This is a genomic window from Xanthomonas sp. 3307, from assembly GCF_014199735.1.
GTDB lineage: Bacteria > Pseudomonadota > Gammaproteobacteria > Xanthomonadales > Xanthomonadaceae > Xanthomonas_A > Xanthomonas_A rydalmerensis.
Genome location: NZ_JACHOG010000006.1, coordinates 156543 through 175006 on the forward strand (window position 1 = coordinate 156543; position 18464 = coordinate 175006).

The following is an 18464-nucleotide window of genomic DNA, read 5'->3' on the forward strand; positions in this document are numbered from 1 at the left end:
GCCATGGCGTTCAGCTCAGGAGGCGGCCGTGGTCCCATGGCCGACATCAACGTCACGCCGCTGGTCGACGTGATGCTGGTGCTGTTGATCATCTTCATCGTGACCGCGCCGATCATGACCTACCCGATCGACGTGGATCTGCCGCAGCGGGTCATCAACCCGCCGCCGCAGTTGCGCGATCCGCCACCGCCGATTGATCTGCGGATCGATGCGTCGAACCAGGTGTTCTGGAACAACAGCCCGGTGGCAGTGACTGCGCTCCCGCAGATGATGGAAAACGAAGTCCAGCGCGATCCGACCAACCAGCCGGAACTGCGCATCGATGCCAATCCGGATTCCGAGTACGAAGTGATGGCCAAGGTGCTGGCCGCCGCCAAGAATTCGGACATGAAGAAGATCGGCTTCGTGCAGCAATAAGCTTCACCGCAATTCGCTTCACCGCAACACCTCAGTCATGACGCGACTGCAAACGCCACCGGCAACGGTGGCGTTTTTTTATGCGCGTCGATTGCCTGCTGTCTGCCCATTCGACGCTGTCGCCGTGTGGTCCAGCGCGATGCGCCGTCCGCCTCGCTGTACACATCGCGCGGCTGACGGCATCTGCGCCCGAGCGACCGCATTGGTTCGAAGCCCGCGGCAAAGCCAGACCACACCGCCCCTCGCACACCGCCGCGGTGCGGGTGTAGGCTGGGTCCGCGACACCACACCCACAGGAGGCTGGCCATGGCGTTCAGTGCTGCAGGGAATCGGGGACCGCTGGCGGAGATCAATGTCACCCCGCTGGTCGATGTGATGCTGGTGCTGTTGATCATCTTCATCGTCACCGCGCCGATGCTGACGCGCACGATCACCATGGACCTGCCGCAACGAACGTCGGCGCCATCCACGCCTTTGCCGCCGCCCGACCCGATCCAGTTGCGTCTGGATGCCAGCGGCCAGCTGTTCTGGAACGCCGCGCCGCTGCCCTTGCGCGATCTGCAGCCGCGCCTGCAGGAGGCGATGGCGCAGGCGGCCGGCAACCCGCCCGAGCTGCGCATCGACGCCAGCCCGGATGCGGAGTACGCGTCGATGGCCAAGGTGCTTGCGGCGGCGAAGAACGCCGACGTGCAACGGATCGGTTTCGTCCAGGCGCACTAGTCGGCGCGGCTGTAGCGCGCGTCAGCAGCGATGCTGGCGCGCGTGAGGTTCTGCGCTTGTCGGACTCCAGCCCGGTGGCGTGCCGAGCCTCGTTTCACGCGCATCGCGGACGTTGTGCGGCGGTCGCCGCATGCGGCTGCGCTCAGGGCAGCGCAGCTCGGGTCTAAGCGACTACCGGTTCGCGTCCAGAACCGCCAGATAGGCCTTCACCGTCGCATCGAGCCCGGCGTACAGCGCCTCGCCGATCAGCGCGTGGCCGATCGACACTTCCAGCACCTGCGGCACGTTCGCCAGGAACGCGCCGAGGTTGGCCTGGGCCAGGTCGTGGCCGGCGTTGACGCCCAGTCCGGCGGCCTGGGCGCGGCGTGCGGCGGCCGCGAAGGGCGCCGCCGCGGCGCTGTCGCCCTCGTCCCACGCGGCGGCATAGGGGCCGGTGTAGAGCTCGATGCGGTCGGCGCCCAGTTCGGCCGCCACCGCCAGGTCAGGATTGTCGGCATCGACGAAGAGACTGACGCGGCAGCCCAGCGCCTTCAGTTCGGCGATCAGCGGGCGCAGCCGCGCACTGTCGCGGCCGAAGTCGAAGCCATGATCGGAGGTGAGCTGTCCGTCGCCATCGGGCACCAGGGTGGCCTGCGCGGGGCGGGCCTGCGCGCACAGCGCGATCAGCCCCGGGTAGCCGGGCCGCGGCGGGGCGAACGGATTGCCCTCGATGTTGAATTCGACGCCGCGCTCGCGGGTCAGCGCGGCCAGCGCCAGCACATCCTCGGCATGGATGTGGCGTCGATCCGGGCGCGGGTGCACGGTGATGCCGTGCGCACCGGCATCCAGGCACGTACGCGCGGCCTCGAGCACGCTGGGCAGATCGCCGCCGCGCGAATTGCGCAGCACCGCGATCTTGTTGACGTTGACGCTGAGCTTGGTCATCGCCGGCCTGCCGCTTACGGCGCCGCGGCGTCGTCGCTGGCGGCGGCCGCAGCGCGGCGCGCCTCGGCCTGCTCGCGCAGCCGGCGCAGTTCGGCCGGATCGATCATCGGCATCGCGTCGCGCTGGCTGGCGTCGCCGATCTTGGCCACGTACCAGCCGCGTGCCCAGGCCAGCAGGAAGGCCAGGGCGGCCAGCAGGCTCACCACCAGCAACCACATGTGCGGCGTCGTGAACGCCAGAACGAAAGCACCCAGCGCGAGCGGCAGAAAGAGCCAGTACATGACGATCTCCCCAAGGATGGCGCAGTGTAGCGCCGCCGGGCGTGCCGGTTCCACGTGGTGCGCGGCCGGCGCGCCACGGTCCGGGCGCCGGGGGCACCACGATGGTCGCGGCTACAACAGCGGCGAGGTCAGTCGCGCCACCGCCTCCGGCAACCGGTAGCGCCACAGCGAGCGCTTGCGGTCGTCGCGCACGCGCACCGCGTCGGCCATCTCGCCTTCCAGCAGTTCGGCTAGCTGCCGGGTCAGCCCGCGGTCGCGGAACAGCGTGGCGACCTCGAAGTTGAGCCGGAAACTGCGATTGTCGAAATTGGCGCTGCCGACCAGGCACAGGTCCTCGTCGGTGATCAGCGCCTTGGTGTGCAGCATGCGCGGGCCGTACTCGTAGATCCGCACGCCGGCCTGCAGCAGTTCGTCGAAGTACGAACGCGCGGCCAGCGTCACCAGCCGCGAGTCGCTGCGCTTGGGCACCAGCAGGCGCACGTCCAGCCCGCCCAGCGCCGCCGAGGTCAGCGCCATGCGCGCGGCCTCGCCCGGCACGAAATACGGCGTGACCAGCCACACCCGCCGTTGCGCCTCGTAGATCGATGCGACCTGCAGGCGATGGATGCTCTCCCACGACGAGTCCGGCCCCGACACCAGCACCTGCGCCTGGATGGTGCCGGCGTCGCGGCTGGGCATGTCGTTGGGCCAGATCCGCGCCATGTCGAAGGCGTCGCGGCCCTGCCGGGTGGCGTACAGCCAGTCCTCCACGAACACCAGTTGCAGGCTGCGCACCACGTGGCCCTCGCAGCGGACGTGCAGGTCGCGGTAGGCGTCTGCGCGCAACGCCTCGTTCTCCTCGTCGGTGACGTTGATGCCGCCGGTGAAGGCGATGCGCCCGTCGATCACCACGATCTTGCGGTGGGTGCGCAGGTTGACCCAGGGCCGCTTGAACTTGAACGGCCGCAGCAACTGGGTGGGATGGAACCAGGCCACCTCGGCGCCGGCCTCCAGCAGCGGCCGCAGGAAGCGCTTGCGCACCTGCGAGGAGCCGACCGCATCCAGCAGCAGGCGCACCCGCACGCCGGCGCGGGCGCGCTCGACCAGCGCATCGCGGATGCGCGTGCCGGTGCGGTCGGGGTTGAAGATGTAGTACTCCAGGTGCACGTGGTGCTGCGCCGCGCCGATGTCGCGCACGATCGCCTCGTAGGTGGCCGCGCCGTCGACCAGCCATTGCACCGCGGTGGCCGAGCTCGGCGCCAGGCCGGTGGTGGCCTGGGCGATCTTGGCCAGCTCGGTGCAGTCGGCGTCCGGCGGACACACGCTGCTGTAGTGCTCCATGCCCGAACGCGAACGGCCGCGGCGCAGGCGCTGCCGCTTCACCTTCTGTGGGCCCAGCAGGTAGTAGATGACGAAGCCCAGGTAGGGCAAGGCGGCCAGCGACAGCACCCAGCTCAGCGTCGCCGCCGGCTCGCGCTTCTGCAGCACGATCCAGCCGCTCAGCCACAGGATGTACAGCAGGTAGGCGGCGGTGACGTAGGCGCCGATGTGCGGGATGCCGGTCAGCCGGTCCCAGGTGTTCTGCAGAGTCGCGATCACGAGCATCGGCGGATTCTAGAGGGTGCGGTGGCCGTTGCGGCGATGGCGATGCCGGTGCGGGTCTTCGGCGACCGACCAGATCGCGCGCGGTTGCTGTCGGGCTTGCTGGTGGCGACCCGTTCTGCGAACCGGCGCGGCACTTCATGGTGTATGCCACGTGTTCGCGGCAGCCGCGTGACGCCTGTCGTATCGCGTTCGCGAGCGACGGGTTCCGCTCCGGCGAACGGCGACATCGTCGCGACCGGTCGGCATGGAGCGTCGATCGGCTGCGTTGCCGTCGCGCTCGATGCCTGCACGAGCCGCGCATGTGGCCATACGGCAGGCATCGGTCTGAAAGATTCAGCGCACCGGCGCGCGCCGTCGCATCCGCCGAGACGGCCGGCGCGTAGCCTATGCCGATGAGCACTGCCATCAAGGGCCGCGGCGCCGGCAGCCACCTGCCTGGCCGCTTCGAACGGATCGTCAGCCAGGCCGAGGACGACGGCTGGCACCCCGACGACAGCGAGGAGTTCGCCGAACCGCGCCTGCGCACCCAGGTGAGCGAGGAGACCGCGCGCAGCATCATCAGCCGCAACCAGTCGCCAGACGTGGGGTTCGCGCAGTCGGTGAACCCGTACCGCGGTTGCGAGCACGGCTGCAGCTACTGCTTCGCCCGCCCCAGCCACGCCTATCTGAACCTGTCGCCGGGGCTGGATTTCGAGACGCGGCTGTTCGCCAAGACCAATGCCCCGGAGCTGCTGCGCCGCGAACTGGCCAAGCCCGGCTACGTGCCCAGCCCGATCGCACTGGGCATCAACACCGACGCCTACCAGCCGATCGAGCGCAAGCTGCAGCTGACTCGGCGCCTGATCGAGGTCTTCGCCGAGACCCGCCACCCGTTCTCGCTGATCACCAAGAACGCGCTGGTCGAGCGCGACCTGGATCTGCTGGCGCCGCTGGCCCGCGATAACCTGGTCAGCGTGCACTTCTCGGTGACCTCGCTGGATCCGCGGCTATCGGCCAAGCTGGAGCCGCGCGCCTCGGCGCCGCACGCACGGCTGCGGGCGATGCGGACCCTGCACGAGGCCGGCGTGCCGGTCGGAGTGATGGTGGCGCCGGTGATCCCGTGGATCAACGACCATGCCCTGGAGGCGGTGCTGGAGGCGGCCCGCGACGCCGGCGCCGAGTCCGCCGGCTACGTGCTGCTGCGCCTGCCGCACGAGGTGGCGCCGCTGTTCCGCGACTGGCTGCAGGCGCACCATCCCGACCGCGCCGCGCATGTGATGAGCACGGTGCAGCAACTGCGCGGCGGCAAGGACTACGACAGCACCTTCGGCAAGCGCATGCGCGGCGAAGGGGTCTATGCCGACCTGCTGGCGCGGCGCTTCGCGCTGGCGCACAAACGGCTGGGCTATGCCGAATCCCCGCGCCGCCGCCTGGATTGCAGCCACTTCGTCAAACCGCTGCCACCACGACCGCCGTCGCCGCAGGGTGAGTTGTTTTGAGCGGGGATTGGGGATTCGGGATTGGGGATTCGCAAGAGCGGCGCGGCGGCGGCCTGAAGCAGCCGCTGCAATCCAGCTGGCAAGAAAGCAGCTTTTACGAATCCCCAATCTCGAATCCCCAATCCCTGCTTTTGACGAATCCCCAATCCCCAATCCCTACTCCCGGCCGTAAAGCGCCTGCGCCGACTGGAACAGGATCCAGCTGGTGGCGATGAACTTGTCGCCGCGCTGCGGGCGGTTGCCGCGGTGGGTGTGGGTGAAGGCGGTGGGGGCGATCAGCAGGCTGCCCGCACGCGGGGCGATCTTGCGGCGCTGGAACAGGAATTCGGTCTCGCCCTCTTCGAAATCGTCGTTGAGGTACAGGGTCCACAGCAGGTGTCGGTGCAGGGTCTCGGCGCTCGGATCGCGCGGATACAGCTCGCAATGCCAGTACGGATAGCCGCCCTCGCCCGCCTCGTACCACTGCAGGTTGATCGCGCCCGGGCGCAGGCAGGTACGGGCCAGGTTGGACAGCGCGGCATCGTCGAGCAGGGCGAAGTCGTCGGCACCGAGCCGGTGCGGCTGGCCATCGGCGCCCGGCACCTGCAGCATCAGCGGCGAGATCAGGGTCTGCGGGTACTTGCGCAGATAGCCGAGCAGCCCGCCGAAGACGGCCTGCTGCAGCCGCTGTTCCACGTCGCGCCATGGTTCCAGGCCGCTGATGCGCAGGTCGCGGCTGCGCTTGAGCTCGGGGAACACGCCGCTGCCGACCTCGCCGGGCCGCAACTGGGTGCTGCCGCGCAGGCGGCGCAGGATGGCGGCGCAGTCCTCGCGGGACATGGCGCCCTCGAACACTTCGATGAAATCGGGATGCGTGTCGGACATCGCGCGACCTTACCAGCGATCTGCCGGCGCCGCAGCTATGGCGGACGCCCGTGCGCATGTTGCCGGCAGAGGGCGGTTTGCCATGCCCGGCCGCGCCGAGGTCTGCCCCAGCAAACGTCGGCCCCCAGTGGCGCACCTCGCCCCGCGAACGCCACTGCCGGGTTCAGCCGACGTCGGCCGCCGCTCCCTCGAAGATCGTCAGGTGTGGGGCCAACTCGGTGAACAGCAAATAGTCCCAATGCATGTACAGGAATTCGGTGCCGTCCGGGAGCCGTCGAAGTCCGAAGCGTCTATCCGAACCGTCGACCAGACGACCCCAGCCAAGCAACTTTTCCGCCTGCAGGATCAGGTGTTCGGTGGTGATCGCGGCGACGCTGCAGACGCGACCGCCGCGCTCATCCAGAAAAGCCTGCACCGTGAGGTGCGGATAGCTCAGGCCAAGCTCAGGATGCCTGATCGCCGCCAGGCGCTTTTCGTATTCGGTCTCGGCACCGCTCGGCTTGCGGTAGCGGATGGAAAAGGTCCTGCGGTCCTGACCCCATTGGACTCGGCTTGCGATGCTGCGCATGCCGATGCAGAGAGGTCCGCTTGCCGGGTGTGGGGTTCCGCTAGGGTTCCTTCGACTGCGCAGGATTACCGCGGATCGCGATGCCCAGCAGCGCCAGCCACACCGCCAGCGCCAGCAGGGTCGGCAGCTCGAAGCGGCTGGAGTTGTACAGGGTGAAGCTCCTGGCGGCGAAAAACAGCACAGTCCACAGCGCCAGGTTGACCAGCACGATGCGCTTTCGCCAGCGATGGCGGGTGAACAGCGAGATGACGGTGGGCATCAGCGCGACCGGTGCGGTGGCGAAGAAGAACAGCACGACAAGGGTCTGGTTCATGGTTTCCTCCCACCCGGTACGACCCGGTGCACGCGACGACCGCCGGCCATCAGTGCGTTCCGCGCTCGCCGGACGCCGCTACCCTACCGCAGCCAGGACGCTAGGCAATGGCCGACGCGCCGCCGGCGGTGCAAATCGGGCGTCGCGGCGGACGGATCTGTCATGCGCCAGAACGCACGCGAACGCGTGGATGCAGCCTCAGTGTGCCGCACTCGCTGGCCAAACCCGATCGACCAGGTCGCCGACCTCCATCGGCGACTGTTCGCCTTCGGCGGCACGCTGCCACGCCGCTGGCCACGGGCCTTGGCGCTCGGTCGGCGGCGCGTCCCATAGCGTGACGTTGAGCGCGAACACCACCACGCCGCCCTTGGCCTGGAACGGCGGCACGCGCTCCAATGCGGTGACCAGCGGGTTCGCCACCGCATCGGGAAGTGCGGGTGCCAGATCCAGCCAGACCCGGGAACGGCCGCCGGGGCGGACGGCCACGACCACGAAACCGGCTGCGGGCCGTGGCGCACCGACCCGCGCCAGTTCGCGCGACGCGGTGGCATTGAGCGCCTTCACATATGCCGCGAGCGCGTCGACGTTTTCGGCGCGATCGCGCATCACCGATTCGGGTTGCAGCAGCATGAGGTTCTGCATGCGAAAGGGTTCGGCAGCGCACAGCAGCCCGCTCCACAACCCCGCCACCAGCATCACGCACCAACGCATCGGAACCTCCTTGTTCGTCTCGGTTGCATCCTGCCGCATCGCCGCGCGCCCGGGCAGGGGCGCGGCGTGCGCCTGCGATCAGTACAGCAGATCGACGTAGTGGATCTTCTTTGCCCCGAAGCCGCCACAGCCCTCGCTGGTCGTGTACTGCAGCACGACCTGGGTCCTGGACGTGGCGGCGGAGAGGATGGCCGAATACTTTTCCTTGGCGATGGCATCCGCGGAAAAATCGATCACCCAGCGCCCGTCGGAGGCGCATTCGTTGCTGGTCGGCTGGTTCTCCAGCCAGACCGAGGCGTAGTTGGATTCGACCACGACGCGGGTGATCTTCCCTTGTTGCGTGGTGTCGGCACAGGCGACACCCGAGACGAGCAGCAGCAGCAGCAGCCCGAAGACACGTTTCATTGCATTTTCCCCTGTTTGAGTTTTTTACCGGCCTCGGCGCTACCGCGACAGCGCGCACCCTCGAGCCGAGACGTCGCCCCGGAGCGACTGTTGTCGTTCCAGGACGATCTCTCCGGATCGCAATGCGCTACTTGCAGCGGTCTCCCCTTGCAGCCGCCGCGACCATGCCGGCGATGCGGCACCGACTATACGGCAGCGCTGGCGACAGCCGCCATCGTCCAGGGGCGTCCGCACGTGCGGCTGTCGAACCACGCTCAGCCTTGGCGGCTGTCGTGCTCCAGGTGATACCGCACCGCTTCGGCCACCTCGTTCTTGGAGCCCAGGAACACCGGCACGCGCTGGTGCAGTTGTTCCGGCTGCAGGCCGAGGATGCGCGCGCGGCCGGTGCTGGCGGCGCCGCCGGCCTGCTCCACCAGCATGCCCATCGGGTTGGCTTCGTACATCAGCCGCAGCTTGCCAGCCTTGCCCGGGTCCTTCTTGTCCCACGGGTAGATGAAGATGCCGCCGCGGGTGAGGATGCGGTGCACGTCGGCGACCATGCTGGCGATCCAGCGCATGTTGAAGTTCTTGCCGCGCACGCCTTCGCTGCCGGCCAGCAGGTCGGCCACGTACTGCTGCATCGGCGCTTCCCAGTGGCGCTGGTTGGACATGTTGATCGCGAACTCGGCGGTGTCCTCGGGGATGCGCATGTCGGCCTGGGTCAGCAGGAAGCTGCCCTCCTCGCGCTCCAGGGTGAAGGCATGGGTGCCGTGGCCCAGGGTCAGCACCAGCATCGTGCTGGGGCCGTAGATGCAGTAGCCGGCGGCGACCTGCGCGGTGCCCGGCTGCAGGAAGTGCTCGTCGCCGGGCTTGTCGGTGCCCGGCGGTGCGCGCAGCACAGAGAAGATGGTGCCGACCGAGACGTTGACGTCGATGTTGGAGCTGCCGTCCAGGGGATCGAACAGCAGCAGGAAATCGCCGCTGGGATACTTGTCGGGCACCGGCTGGCAGTGGTCCATCTCTTCCGAGGCGCAGGCGGCCAGGTGCCCGCCCCAGGCGTTGGCTTCGAGCAGGATGTCGTTGCTGAGCACGTCCAGCTTCTTCTGCGCCTCGCCCTGCACGTTGCCGGTGCCGGCGTCGCCGAGCACGCCGCCGAGGGCGCCCTTGCTGACCGCGATGGAGATGCGCTTGCAGGCGCGGGACACGATCGTGATGAGCTGGCGCAGCTCCGGGCCGATACGCCCGGCGTGCTGTTCTTCGATCAGGAAGCGGGTCAGCGAGGTTCGCGACATGGGCGCAGGCAGCCTTTCGTTGAGGAAGGCGCCTATTGTCGCGGCTGTTGCATGAGATTTCGATTAGCGCGGGAGCGATGGCATGCAATGGCGCCGCAGCGCCATGGCCGATGGGAGATTGGCGTGTCCGGAGGACGGCATGCGTCGGGGCCGAAGCGCCCCACAGCAGGCGCGCAAGCGCAGGCACAAAAAAACCGGAAGCGCAGGCGCTTCCGGCTTCGTGTTGCGATGCTTCCGCGCGCGATCAGCCCTTGTGCACGGTCGCCACGGCCTGGGTCACGTAGTCCAGGTTCTTCTGGCTCAGCGCAGCCACGCAGATGCGGCCGGTGCCGACCGCGTAGATGCCGAACTCCTCGCGCAGCCGGTCCACCTGCGCCTTGCTCAGGCCCGAATACGAGAACATGCCGGCCTGCTGCTGGATGAAGCCGAACTCCGGCGCCCCCAGGGCCGCCAGCTTCTGCACCATGCCGGCGCGCAGGGCGTGGATGCGCTCGCGCATCTCGGTCAGCTCCTGCTCCCACATCGTGCGCAGTTCGGGGCTGTTGAGCACTCCGGCGACCAGCGCGGCGCCGTGCGTGGACGGGCTGGAGTAGATGGTGCGGATGATGCGCTTGACCTGCGACTGCACCGCCTTGCTCTCGGCGGCGTTGGCCGAGACCACCGACAGCGCGCCGACGCGCTCGCCGTACAGCGAGAACGACTTGGAGTAGGAACTGGCGACCACGTAGCTGTCGATGCCGACCTCGGCCAGCAGGCGTACCGCGTAGGCGTCGGCGTCGATGCCCTTGTCGAAGCCCTGGTAGGCGATGTCCACGAACGGGAACAGGTTGCGTTCCTTCAGCAGCTCGGCCACGGTGCGCCACTGCGCCTGGCTCAGGTCGGCGCCGGTGGGGTTGTGGCAGCAGGCGTGCAGCAGCACCACGCTGCCGGGCGCGAGCTGGCGCAGGTCGGCGAGCATGCCGTCGAAGTTCAGGCCGTGGCTGGCCGGATCGAAGTAGGTGTACTCGACCACGTCGAAGCCGGCGGCGCCGAACACCGCGCGGTGGTTCTCCCAGCTCGGGTTGCTGATGGCGATGGTCGAGGTGGACAGCAGCTTCTTCAGCAGGTCCGCGCCCACGCGCAGCGCACCGCTGCCGCCGACGGTCTGCGAGGTGGCGACGCGGCCGGCGGCCAGCAGTGGCGACTCGGCGCCGAACAGCAGTTTCTGCGTGGCCAGGTCGTAGGCGGGCAGGCCGTCGATCGGCAGGTAGCCGCGCGGCTTGGCGTCCTGTGCCAGCTGCTGCTCGATCTGCTGCACGGCGCGCAGCAGCGGGATGCGGCCGTTTTCGTCGTAGTAGATGCCCACGCCCAGGTTGACCTTGGTCGGGCGGGAGTCGGCGTTGTAGGCCTCGGTCAGGCCCAGGATCGGGTCGCCTGGGACCTGTTCCACGTTTGCAAAGAAGGACACGGCGGTACTCGTTCGGTGGCGGAGGTGGGGGCCGGGGGGACCGGAGCCGGCGCGGTCAAACACCTCATCCTAACAAACGCTGCCGCGCTTGGCCGGGTGCGGCCCGGCGGCACATGGGCGATGATGGCGCATGTCCGTTCCCCTGCCCTCTGCCCTGCTCTGCGGGGCCTGCGCCTTGGCGTTGTCCTCCCTGGCCCCCGCCGCTCCCGGCGAGGATCCCGCCACCACCCTGCCCGCGTTGCAGGTCCAGGCCGCCCGCGTCGGCGGCGTGGCCGATTTCGACCTGCCGGCGTCGCTGACCACCACCGGCCTGGGCGACAGCGACCGCCTCGGCGTGCAGGCCTCCGAGGCCCTGGCCGGGGTGCCCGGCCTGCTCGCCCGCGACCGCCAGAACTATGCGCAGGACACCCAGCTGTCGATCCGCGGCTTCGGCGCGCGTTCGGCGTTCGGCGTGCGCGGCGTGCGCCTGCTGCTGGACGGGATCCCGGCGACGATGCCGGATGGCCAGGGCCAGCTGTCCAACTTCAACCTGTTCGGCAGCGAGCGGGTCGAGGTGCTGCGCGGGCCGTTCTCGGCGCTGTACGGCAACTCCTCCGGCGGCGTGGTGCAGTTGTGGAGCGCCGACGGCCAGCCGGACGATCCATGGCGGCTGCGCAGCGCGATCGGCAGCCACGGCACCGCGGCCCTCAGCGCGCAGGCGCTGGGCCAGCAAGGCGACGTCCACTACAACCTGGCCGCCACCCATTTCAGTACCGACGGCTACCGCGACCACAGCCGTGCGCAGCGCACCACCTTCAACGCCAAGATCGGCATCGACCTGGCGCCCGGGCGGCGCCTGGACCTGCTGCTCAACGCGCTGGAAGCGCCCGATGCGCAGGATCCGCTGGGCCTGAGCCGCGCCCAGGCCGCCGCCGACCCGCGCCAGGCCACCGCCGCGGCCGGCCAATTCGACACCCGCAAGTCCACCCGCCAGGTGCAGGCCGGTGCCATCTTCACCCAGCAGGTGGACCAGCAGACCTGGCGGCTGATGGGCTACGCCGGACGCCGCGACGTCACCCAATACCTTTCGGTTCCGGTGGGCGCACAGAGCAATCCGCTCAACGCGGGTGGCGTGATCGACCTGGACGGCGACTACGGCGGCCTCGACGCGCGCTGGGCCTGGCAGGGCGCGCTGGGCGGCCGCCCGTTCCAGTTCACCGTCGGCGCCAACGCCGACCGGCAGCAACAGCACCGCACCGGCTACGAGAACTTCGTCGGCAGCACGCTCGGGGTGAAGGGCCGGCTGCGCCGCGACCAGGAGGACCGGGTGGAGAACGTAGACCAGTTCGCCCAGGCCTGGTGGCAGTTCGCCGAGCGCTGGTCGCTGCTGGCCGGCCTGCGCCACAGCCAGGTGCGATTCCGCTCGGACGATGCGTACATCGTCGGCCGCAATCCCGACGACAGCGGCCGCACCGACTACGCAGCGACCACGCCGGTGGCCGGGCTGGTGTTCCGCGTCAGCGACGACCTGCGGCTCTATGCCTCGGCCGGGCGCGGGTTCGAGACCCCGACCTTCAACGAGCTGGGCTACCGCAGCGACGGCGGTGCCGGCCTGGCGCTGGACCTGGCCGCGGCGCGCAGCCAGAACCTGGAACTGGGCGCGAAGTGGCGCAACGCCGCCGGCGCCAGCTGGGACGCGGCGCTGTTCCGCGCCAGCACCGACGACGAACTGGCGGTGGCCAGCAACCTCAATGGCCGCAGCACCTACCGCAACATCGGCCGCACCCGCCGCCAGGGCGCCGAGACCAGCCTGACCCTGCCGTTGGGCGACAGCGCGCAACTGCAGGTGGCCTACACCTGGCTGCAGGCGACGGTGCGCCAGGCCTACCTGACCTGCGCCAGCAGCGGCTGCGCCACGCCCACCGCGGTGGTGGCGGCCGGCACCCGCCTGCCCGGCGTGCCGCGCCAGCAATTGTTCGCGCGCTGGCAGTGGCAGCCGCGCGCCTGGCAGTTCGCGGTGGAGGGCGTTGCCGCCGGCGACACCGTGGTCAACGACCTGGCCAGCGAGTCCGCACCCGGCTACGCGCTGCTCAACCTGGAAGCGGCGCGGCGCTGGACCACCGCGCACGGCACCCTGCGCACCTTCGCGCGCATCGACAACGCGTTCGATCGCCGCTACATCGGCTCGGTCATCGTCAACGACGGCAACGGCCGCTACTACGAGCCGGGTCCGGATCGCAGCTATACGATCGGGCTGCAGTGGGATTTGCCGCACTAGCCGAGAGAAACTGCCAGTCGATCACCTGTTGGAGGTGCCGCCTCCGGACGCCACATGTATACCTTGCATCCCAGCGCAGAACTTCGCCGGCACTTCAGCGAACGTCCGTTCCAAGGAGCAGCTCCATGGGACGCACGCTTTCTGTTTGTTGGGCTCGATGCGAACTATGCACCTGACATTGAGCGCAGCCCGATCTTCCCCGAACTGCTGCGCTATCACCAGGACGGCGTGGACTTCTGGCGCCAGCACCGTTTCCACCATCCGTTTCTCCTGCCCGGCTACCGCGGGGATGGCCGTCGCTACCACCGCAACTTCGCGCGACTGGGCTTCCTGCCGGGAGACGCCGCGGAGGTGTCGTTCGTCGAACTGCTGCATCTGCCAACGGTCGGACGTAACTCCCTGGTGGTGTCCGATCTGGATCCCAGCCACCTGCGCATGCTCGATATGGCGATGCGTCAGGGGCGAGCGCGGCACGTGTTCGTCTCCGCTGGCGTTGCGAGACTGCTGCGTCGCCTGCCGTCGTTCGGCTGGCTACGTGCGCAGCCACTGATCGGCGATGGCCTACCACAGCTGTACGCCGATGGCGGTCGATGCGTCCATCAGTATCTGCACCTATCGAACTACGGCAAGTTCGAAGCCCGGATGCAGCGCGAGGCACACGCGGTAGCGGCGCTACGGCAGGAGGCGCTTGGCAGCCTCGTGTGAATCCGTACGAGGTGCCGTGGTGTCTACACGTTGCGCCGCCGCTGCAAGCCATCTACCAAACGCACTGCACCTGTCTACGCGAACCGGCAGCGGACGCTGGCGGCGCGGTTTGCGGCGGCGCTAGCGTAGCGACACCCCCCGCACACCGCCATGCACTCTCCAGGAGACGCACCATGAGCACATCCGACGACAGCCGCGACAACGCCGGCACCAAGAGCAAACCCGCATTGGCCGAAGGCGTCAGTGCCACGCCGTACCAAGGCACCTTCACGGTGGTCAATTGCACCGGCCAGACGATCAACAACGTCAGCGTCAAACACACCTGCGGCGATTACATGGATCCGGCCGCTTCGGCGTCGCTGCCGGCGGGTGGCGCGATCGCCTCCACACCGCTACGTGCGCAAACCGGCTCCAACGACTATTGGAACCTGTCGTTCCAGATGAGCGACGGCAGCTCGCGTAGCCGCAACAGCAAACAATGCAATTACGTGCAGAGCGATGCGCCGGGGACCTGCATCATCGCGCTGTACGCAAGCAGCTTCAGTGTGCTGACGCCGGTCAGCTCGCCGTGCATGAACAACAGCTACGACTGAGCCGTCGTGCATGCGCTTGCCGCTGCCGCTTCCCGACCGCGGCAAACCGCCGTAGGAGCGGCTTCAGCCGCGACGGGCATTCCCATGAATCGCTGTCGCGGCTGAAGCCGCTCCTACAGACGATCCAGGGCTAGCGGATCGCGCGGCTTCTTGCCGAAGAGGTCCCCCGCGTCTGCACCGCCTGCGCTACTGCGCCCCCAACTGCAGCCGCCGATACAGCGTGCTGCGGCTGATGCCCAATCGGCGTGCGGCCTGCGAGACGTTGCCGTCGCAGGCGTCCAGGGCCTGGCGCATGGCGTGCAGCGCCAGGCTGTCGAGATCGGCGGCCGGTAGCGGCGACGGTGCGACGTGGGTGCCGCCCTGCTCCGCCGCGCGGATGCCGGGCAGATAGGCCGGCAAGGCGTCGGTATCGACCAGCGTGCCCGGCTCGCTCAACGCCACCAGCGTGCGCAGGCAGGCTACCAATTGGCGCAGATTGCCTGGCCACGCATAGGCGCCCAGTGTCGCCAGGGCCGCCTCGGTCAGGCGCCTGCCCTGCCCCAGCCGCGCCCACAGTTCGCCGACCAGTGCGCGCCGGTCCGGATGCGCGCGCAGCGACGGCACCTGCACGCAGTGGTGGGCGATGCGGTAGTACAGGTCGGGCCGGAAACGCTGTTCGGCCATCGCCGCGTCCAGGTCGCGGTGGGTGGCGCAGACCAGGGCGAAATCCAGCTTCACCGGCTTGCCGCCGCCCAGCGGCAGCAGTTCGCGTTCCTGCAGCACGCGCAGCAGCCGCGGCTGCAAGGCCAGCGGCATGTCGCCGATCTCGTCCAGGAACAGCACGCCGCCATCGGCCTGGCGCAGCAGGCCTGGGCTGCCGTGCTTGCGCGCGCCGGTGAAGGCGCCGTCCTCGTAGCCGAACAGCTCGGCTTCGATCAGCCCTTCCGGGAGCGCCGCGCAGTTGACCGCCACGAACGGGCGCCCGGCGCGCGCGCTGCGCCGGTGCAGTTCGCGCGCGAACACTTCCTTGCCGGTGCCGGTTTCGCCCTGCACCAGCACCGGCAGTTGCGCGTCGAGCACGCGTCGCGCGCGTTCCAGCGCAAGCTCCTGTGCGGCGTCGAACAGCGGCGTGTCGGACGCGGCCGTTGCCGAGGGCCGCGACGCCGTCACGGTGATCGGCGCCTGCTGCGGGCGCCGCCGCGGGCGGTCGTCGGCCGGACTATCGATGCGTCCATGCAGCGCCCGCCCCTGCAGGTCGAACACGCTGCCCTGCTGCCGCAGCCGCGACAGCGGTTCCTCGAACAGCGCCTCGTAGGGCGCGCGCCCGAGTTCGTGGCGTTCCAGCCCGAACAGCCGCAACCCGGCCTGGTTGGCCGCCACCAGGCGGCCGTTGCGGAATGCCAGCAGTGCCTCGCGCGCCGTGCCGAGCAGCGCCGGGTCGTGGTGCACGCGCAGCAGTTCGCAGCCGGGAATGCCGTCGTCGAAATAGCGGTGTTCGATGTTGGCCACCGCCATCCGCGCCAGCGCCAGCGCATGCATGTGCTGCACGCTGGCGTCGCCGGAGATGTCGAGCACGCCGGCCAGGCGGCCGTAGGGATCGAAGATCGGCACCGCCGCGCAACTGAGGATCTGGTGCGGGGCGAAGTAGTGTTCGCCGCCGCGCACTTCCACCGAGCGGCTTTCGACGATGGCGGTGCCGATCGCATTGGTACCGACCTGGGTCTCGCTCCAGCACGCGCCGGGCATCAGCGCCACCCTGCCCGCCTTGTCGAGGAAGCGCGGGCTGCCTTCGGCGTCGAGGATCCAGCCGGCCTCGTCGGTGAGCAGCACGATGCTGCCGGTGGCCGCGGCGTCGCCGGCCAGGCCCTCCAGTTCGGCGCGGGCCAGCCGCCACAGCCGCTCGTGCGCCTCGCGCAGGGTGCGCAGGCGCGAGGCTTCCAGCGGCTCGATCGCGGGCTTCGCATCCGCGGCCAGGCCCAGGCGCTGGCAGCGCTGCCACGATTGCAGAATGGTGTCGGGCACCTGCCCGACCGGCGCGCCGCCGCGTTCGAAGAACGCGCGGCGGGCCTGGCCGAGCTGATGTTGGGAAGGTTGCTGCGCCATGTCCGGCTCCGCTGTCGCAGATTGCGACACCTGTTGATACGGGTGTTCCGATAAACAGCACATCCGCCGGCACGGTGCAATCGGCAGGCGTGACGCGACGCAGCAAAACCGGCACGTATGCGTCGCTGTGTCGCGGTGCGACGACATGACGCGGCGCAGCACGCAAAACCTGGCATCGGTCTTGCGCCTACGCAGCTACCCGGACGGGCCTGCCCTGTCCTTCTCGACCGCCGAAGGAGACACCACGATGAATGCCGTCAGCACCGCCAAGCCGCATGCCACCGATCCGCAGTCCATCTTCAAGTCGCGCTACGGCAACTTCATCGGCGGCAAGTGGGTGGAGCCGAAGAGCGGGCAGTACTTCGACAACAGCACGCCGATCAGCGGCAAGGTGTTCACTGCGGTGGCGCGCTCCAACGCCGAGGACATCGAGGCCGCGCTCGACGCCGCGCACGCGGCCAAGGACGCTTGGGGCAAGGCCTCCAGCACCGAGCGCAGCAACGTGCTGCTGAAGATCGCCGACCGCATCGAGCAGAACCTGGAGCTGCTGGCCTACGCCGAGACCTGGGACAACGGCAAGCCGGTGCGCGAGACGCTCAACGCCGACGTGCCGCTGTGCGTGGACCACTTCCGCTACTTCGCCGGCGCGGTGCGCGCGCAGGAAGGCGGCATCTCCGAGATCGACCACGACACCATCGCCTACCACTTCCACGAACCGCTCGGCGTGGTCGGGCAGATCATCCCGTGGAACTTCCCGCTGCTGATGGCGTGCTGGAAGCTGGCGCCGGCGCTGGCCGCGGGCAACTGCGTGGTGATGAAGCCGGCCGAGCAGACCCCGGCCTCGATCCTGGTGCTGATGGAGGTCATCGGCGACCTGTTGCCGCCGGGCGTGCTCAACGTGGTCAACGGCTTCGGCCTGGAAGCGGGCAAGCCGCTGGCCAGCAACCCGCGCATCGCCAAGATCGCCTTCACCGGCGAGACCACCACCGGCCGGCTGATCATGCAGTACGCCAGCCAGAACCTGATCCCGGTGACGCTGGAGCTGGGCGGCAAGTCGCCCAACATCTTCTTCGCCGACGTGATGGCCGAGGACGACGATTTCCTCGACAAGGCGGTGGAGGGCTTCGTGCTGTTCGCCTTCAACCAGGGCGAGGTGTGCACCTGCCCGTCGCGCGCGCTGATCCAGGAATCGATCTACGAGAAGTTCATGGAGAAGGCGCTCAAGCGAGTGGCGGCGATCAAGCAGGGCAACCCGCTCGATCCCAACACCATGGTCGGCGCGCAGGCCTCCGGCGAGCAGTTGGAGAAGATCCTGTCCTACATCGACATCGGCAAGCAGGAGGGCGCCGAAGTGCTGATCGGCGGCGAGCGCAACGCGCTGGACGGCGACCTGGCCGGCGGCTTCTACGTCAAGCCGACGGTGTTCAAGGGCCACAACAAGATGCGCATCTTCCAGGAGGAGATCTTCGGCCCGGTGGTGTCGGTGACCACCTTCAAGGACGAGGCCGAGGCGCTGGCGATCGCCAACGACACCCTGTACGGACTCGGCGCCGGCGTGTGGAGCCGCGATGCGGCGCGGCTGTACCGCATGGGCCGCGCGATCCAGGCCGGGCGCGTGTGGACCAACTGCTACCACGCCTATCCGGCGCACGCCGCGTTCGGCGGCTACAAGCAGTCAGGCATCGGCCGCGAGAACCACAAGATGATGCTCGACCACTATCAGCAGACCAAGAACCTGCTGGTCAGCTACTCGCCGAAGGCGCTGGGCTTTTTCTGAGGCACGGGGCCGGCCGGCGCCACGCGGCAGGCGTGGCGTCGTCCGGCCCGGCAACTGATCTGGATCA

18 protein-coding genes are annotated in these 18464 nt (G+C 68.9%); 7 read left to right on the forward strand and 11 right to left on the reverse strand.

The window, feature by feature from the left end; genetic code table 11:
- The first annotated feature begins 3 nt into the window (after positions 1 to 3).
- The gene (locus tag GGR64_RS15225; protein WP_026143210.1) at positions 4 to 417 is read left to right on the forward strand and encodes a biopolymer transporter ExbD; all 414 of its coding nucleotides are present in this window, start codon (positions 4 to 6) and stop codon (positions 415 to 417) included.
- A gap of 306 nt (positions 418 to 723) precedes the next feature.
- Entirely contained in the window at positions 724 to 1137 is a 414-nt protein-coding gene (locus tag GGR64_RS15230) for a biopolymer transporter ExbD (RefSeq protein ID WP_019799468.1), read from the forward strand.
- A 171-nt stretch (positions 1138 to 1308) separates the two neighbouring features.
- On the opposite strand, the gene GGR64_RS15235 is transcribed toward GGR64_RS15230, so the two are convergent.
- The 3 genes from GGR64_RS15235 to cls all read right to left on the reverse strand — a co-directional run bounded on the left by GGR64_RS15235 (position 1309) and on the right by cls (position 3926).
- Positions 1309 to 2061 carry a pyridoxine 5'-phosphate synthase gene (locus tag GGR64_RS15235; protein WP_184646898.1) on the reverse strand — a complete coding sequence of 251 codons (753 nt, stop codon included), beginning with the start codon at positions 2059 to 2061 and terminating at the stop codon, positions 1309 to 1311.
- A gap of 14 nt (positions 2062 to 2075) precedes the next feature.
- Entirely contained in the window at positions 2076 to 2342 is a 267-nt protein-coding gene (locus GGR64_RS15240; RefSeq protein WP_010340662.1) for a hypothetical protein, read from the reverse strand.
- 111 nt (positions 2343 to 2453) lie between these two features.
- Positions 2454 to 3926 (reverse strand): cardiolipin synthase, encoded by a 1473-nt coding sequence (gene cls, locus GGR64_RS15245; protein WP_184646900.1) that lies wholly within the window; start codon positions 3924 to 3926, stop codon positions 2454 to 2456.
- Between the two features lie 392 nt (positions 3927 to 4318).
- Here cls and GGR64_RS15250 point away from each other — a divergent pair, with 392 nt between their 5' ends.
- Positions 4319 to 5404 (forward strand): PA0069 family radical SAM protein, encoded by a 1086-nt coding sequence (locus GGR64_RS15250; RefSeq protein WP_184646901.1) that lies wholly within the window; start codon positions 4319 to 4321, stop codon positions 5402 to 5404.
- 156 nt (positions 5405 to 5560) lie between these two features.
- On the opposite strand, the gene GGR64_RS15255 is transcribed toward GGR64_RS15250, so the two are convergent.
- The 7 genes from GGR64_RS15255 to GGR64_RS15285 form a co-directional block, all read right to left on the reverse strand.
- Complete coding sequence (locus GGR64_RS15255) at positions 5561 to 6268, reverse strand: 2OG-Fe(II) oxygenase (RefSeq protein WP_160967185.1); 708 nt, start codon at positions 6266 to 6268, stop codon at positions 5561 to 5563.
- A 163-nt stretch (positions 6269 to 6431) separates the two neighbouring features.
- The gene (locus GGR64_RS15260; protein ID WP_184646903.1) at positions 6432 to 6836 is read right to left on the reverse strand and encodes a hypothetical protein; all 405 of its coding nucleotides are present in this window, start codon (positions 6834 to 6836) and stop codon (positions 6432 to 6434) included.
- A gap of 40 nt (positions 6837 to 6876) precedes the next feature.
- Complete coding sequence (locus GGR64_RS15265; RefSeq protein ID WP_184646904.1) at positions 6877 to 7149, reverse strand: hypothetical protein; 273 nt, start codon at positions 7147 to 7149, stop codon at positions 6877 to 6879.
- A 198-nt stretch (positions 7150 to 7347) separates the two neighbouring features.
- Positions 7348 to 7899 carry a hypothetical protein gene (locus tag GGR64_RS15270; protein WP_184646905.1) on the reverse strand — a complete coding sequence of 184 codons (552 nt, stop codon included), beginning with the start codon at positions 7897 to 7899 and terminating at the stop codon, positions 7348 to 7350.
- A gap of 39 nt (positions 7900 to 7938) precedes the next feature.
- A complete protein-coding gene (locus GGR64_RS15275; RefSeq protein ID WP_184646906.1) occupies positions 7939 to 8265 on the reverse strand; it encodes a hypothetical protein in 327 nt (108 codons plus the stop codon).
- Positions 8266 to 8519: 254 nt separating this feature from the next.
- Positions 8520 to 9536, reverse strand: coding sequence for a class 1 fructose-bisphosphatase (locus GGR64_RS15280; RefSeq protein WP_184646907.1), 1017 nt, complete (start codon positions 9534 to 9536; stop codon positions 8520 to 8522).
- Between the two features lie 244 nt (positions 9537 to 9780).
- Positions 9781 to 10983, reverse strand: a complete 1203-nt coding sequence (locus tag GGR64_RS15285; RefSeq protein WP_184646908.1) for an amino acid aminotransferase — start codon at positions 10981 to 10983, stop codon at positions 9781 to 9783.
- Positions 10984 to 11113: 130 nt separating this feature from the next.
- On the opposite strand from GGR64_RS15285, the gene GGR64_RS15290 reads away from it, so the two are divergent.
- The 3 genes from GGR64_RS15290 to GGR64_RS15300 all read left to right on the forward strand — a co-directional run bounded on the left by GGR64_RS15290 (position 11114) and on the right by GGR64_RS15300 (position 14538).
- Positions 11114 to 13240, forward strand: coding sequence for a TonB-dependent receptor (locus GGR64_RS15290; RefSeq protein ID WP_260303035.1), 2127 nt, complete (start codon positions 11114 to 11116; stop codon positions 13238 to 13240).
- Between the two features lie 54 nt (positions 13241 to 13294).
- Entirely contained in the window at positions 13295 to 13945 is a 651-nt protein-coding gene (locus GGR64_RS15295) for a hypothetical protein (protein ID WP_221236237.1), read from the forward strand.
- 173 nt (positions 13946 to 14118) lie between these two features.
- Positions 14119 to 14538 carry a hypothetical protein gene (locus GGR64_RS15300; protein WP_184646909.1) on the forward strand — a complete coding sequence of 140 codons (420 nt, stop codon included), beginning with the start codon at positions 14119 to 14121 and terminating at the stop codon, positions 14536 to 14538.
- A 186-nt stretch (positions 14539 to 14724) separates the two neighbouring features.
- Here GGR64_RS15300 and GGR64_RS15305 read toward each other — a convergent pair whose 3' ends face one another.
- Positions 14725 to 16620: a sigma-54-dependent Fis family transcriptional regulator gene (locus tag GGR64_RS15305; RefSeq protein WP_184646910.1), complete on the reverse strand. Its 1896-nt coding sequence runs from the start codon at positions 16618 to 16620 to the stop codon at positions 14725 to 14727.
- 247 nt (positions 16621 to 16867) lie between these two features.
- Here GGR64_RS15305 and adh point away from each other — a divergent pair, with 247 nt between their 5' ends.
- A complete protein-coding gene (gene adh / locus GGR64_RS15310; RefSeq protein WP_184646911.1) occupies positions 16868 to 18397 on the forward strand; it encodes an aldehyde dehydrogenase in 1530 nt (509 codons plus the stop codon).
- Positions 18398 to 18464: the final 67 nt, after the last annotated feature.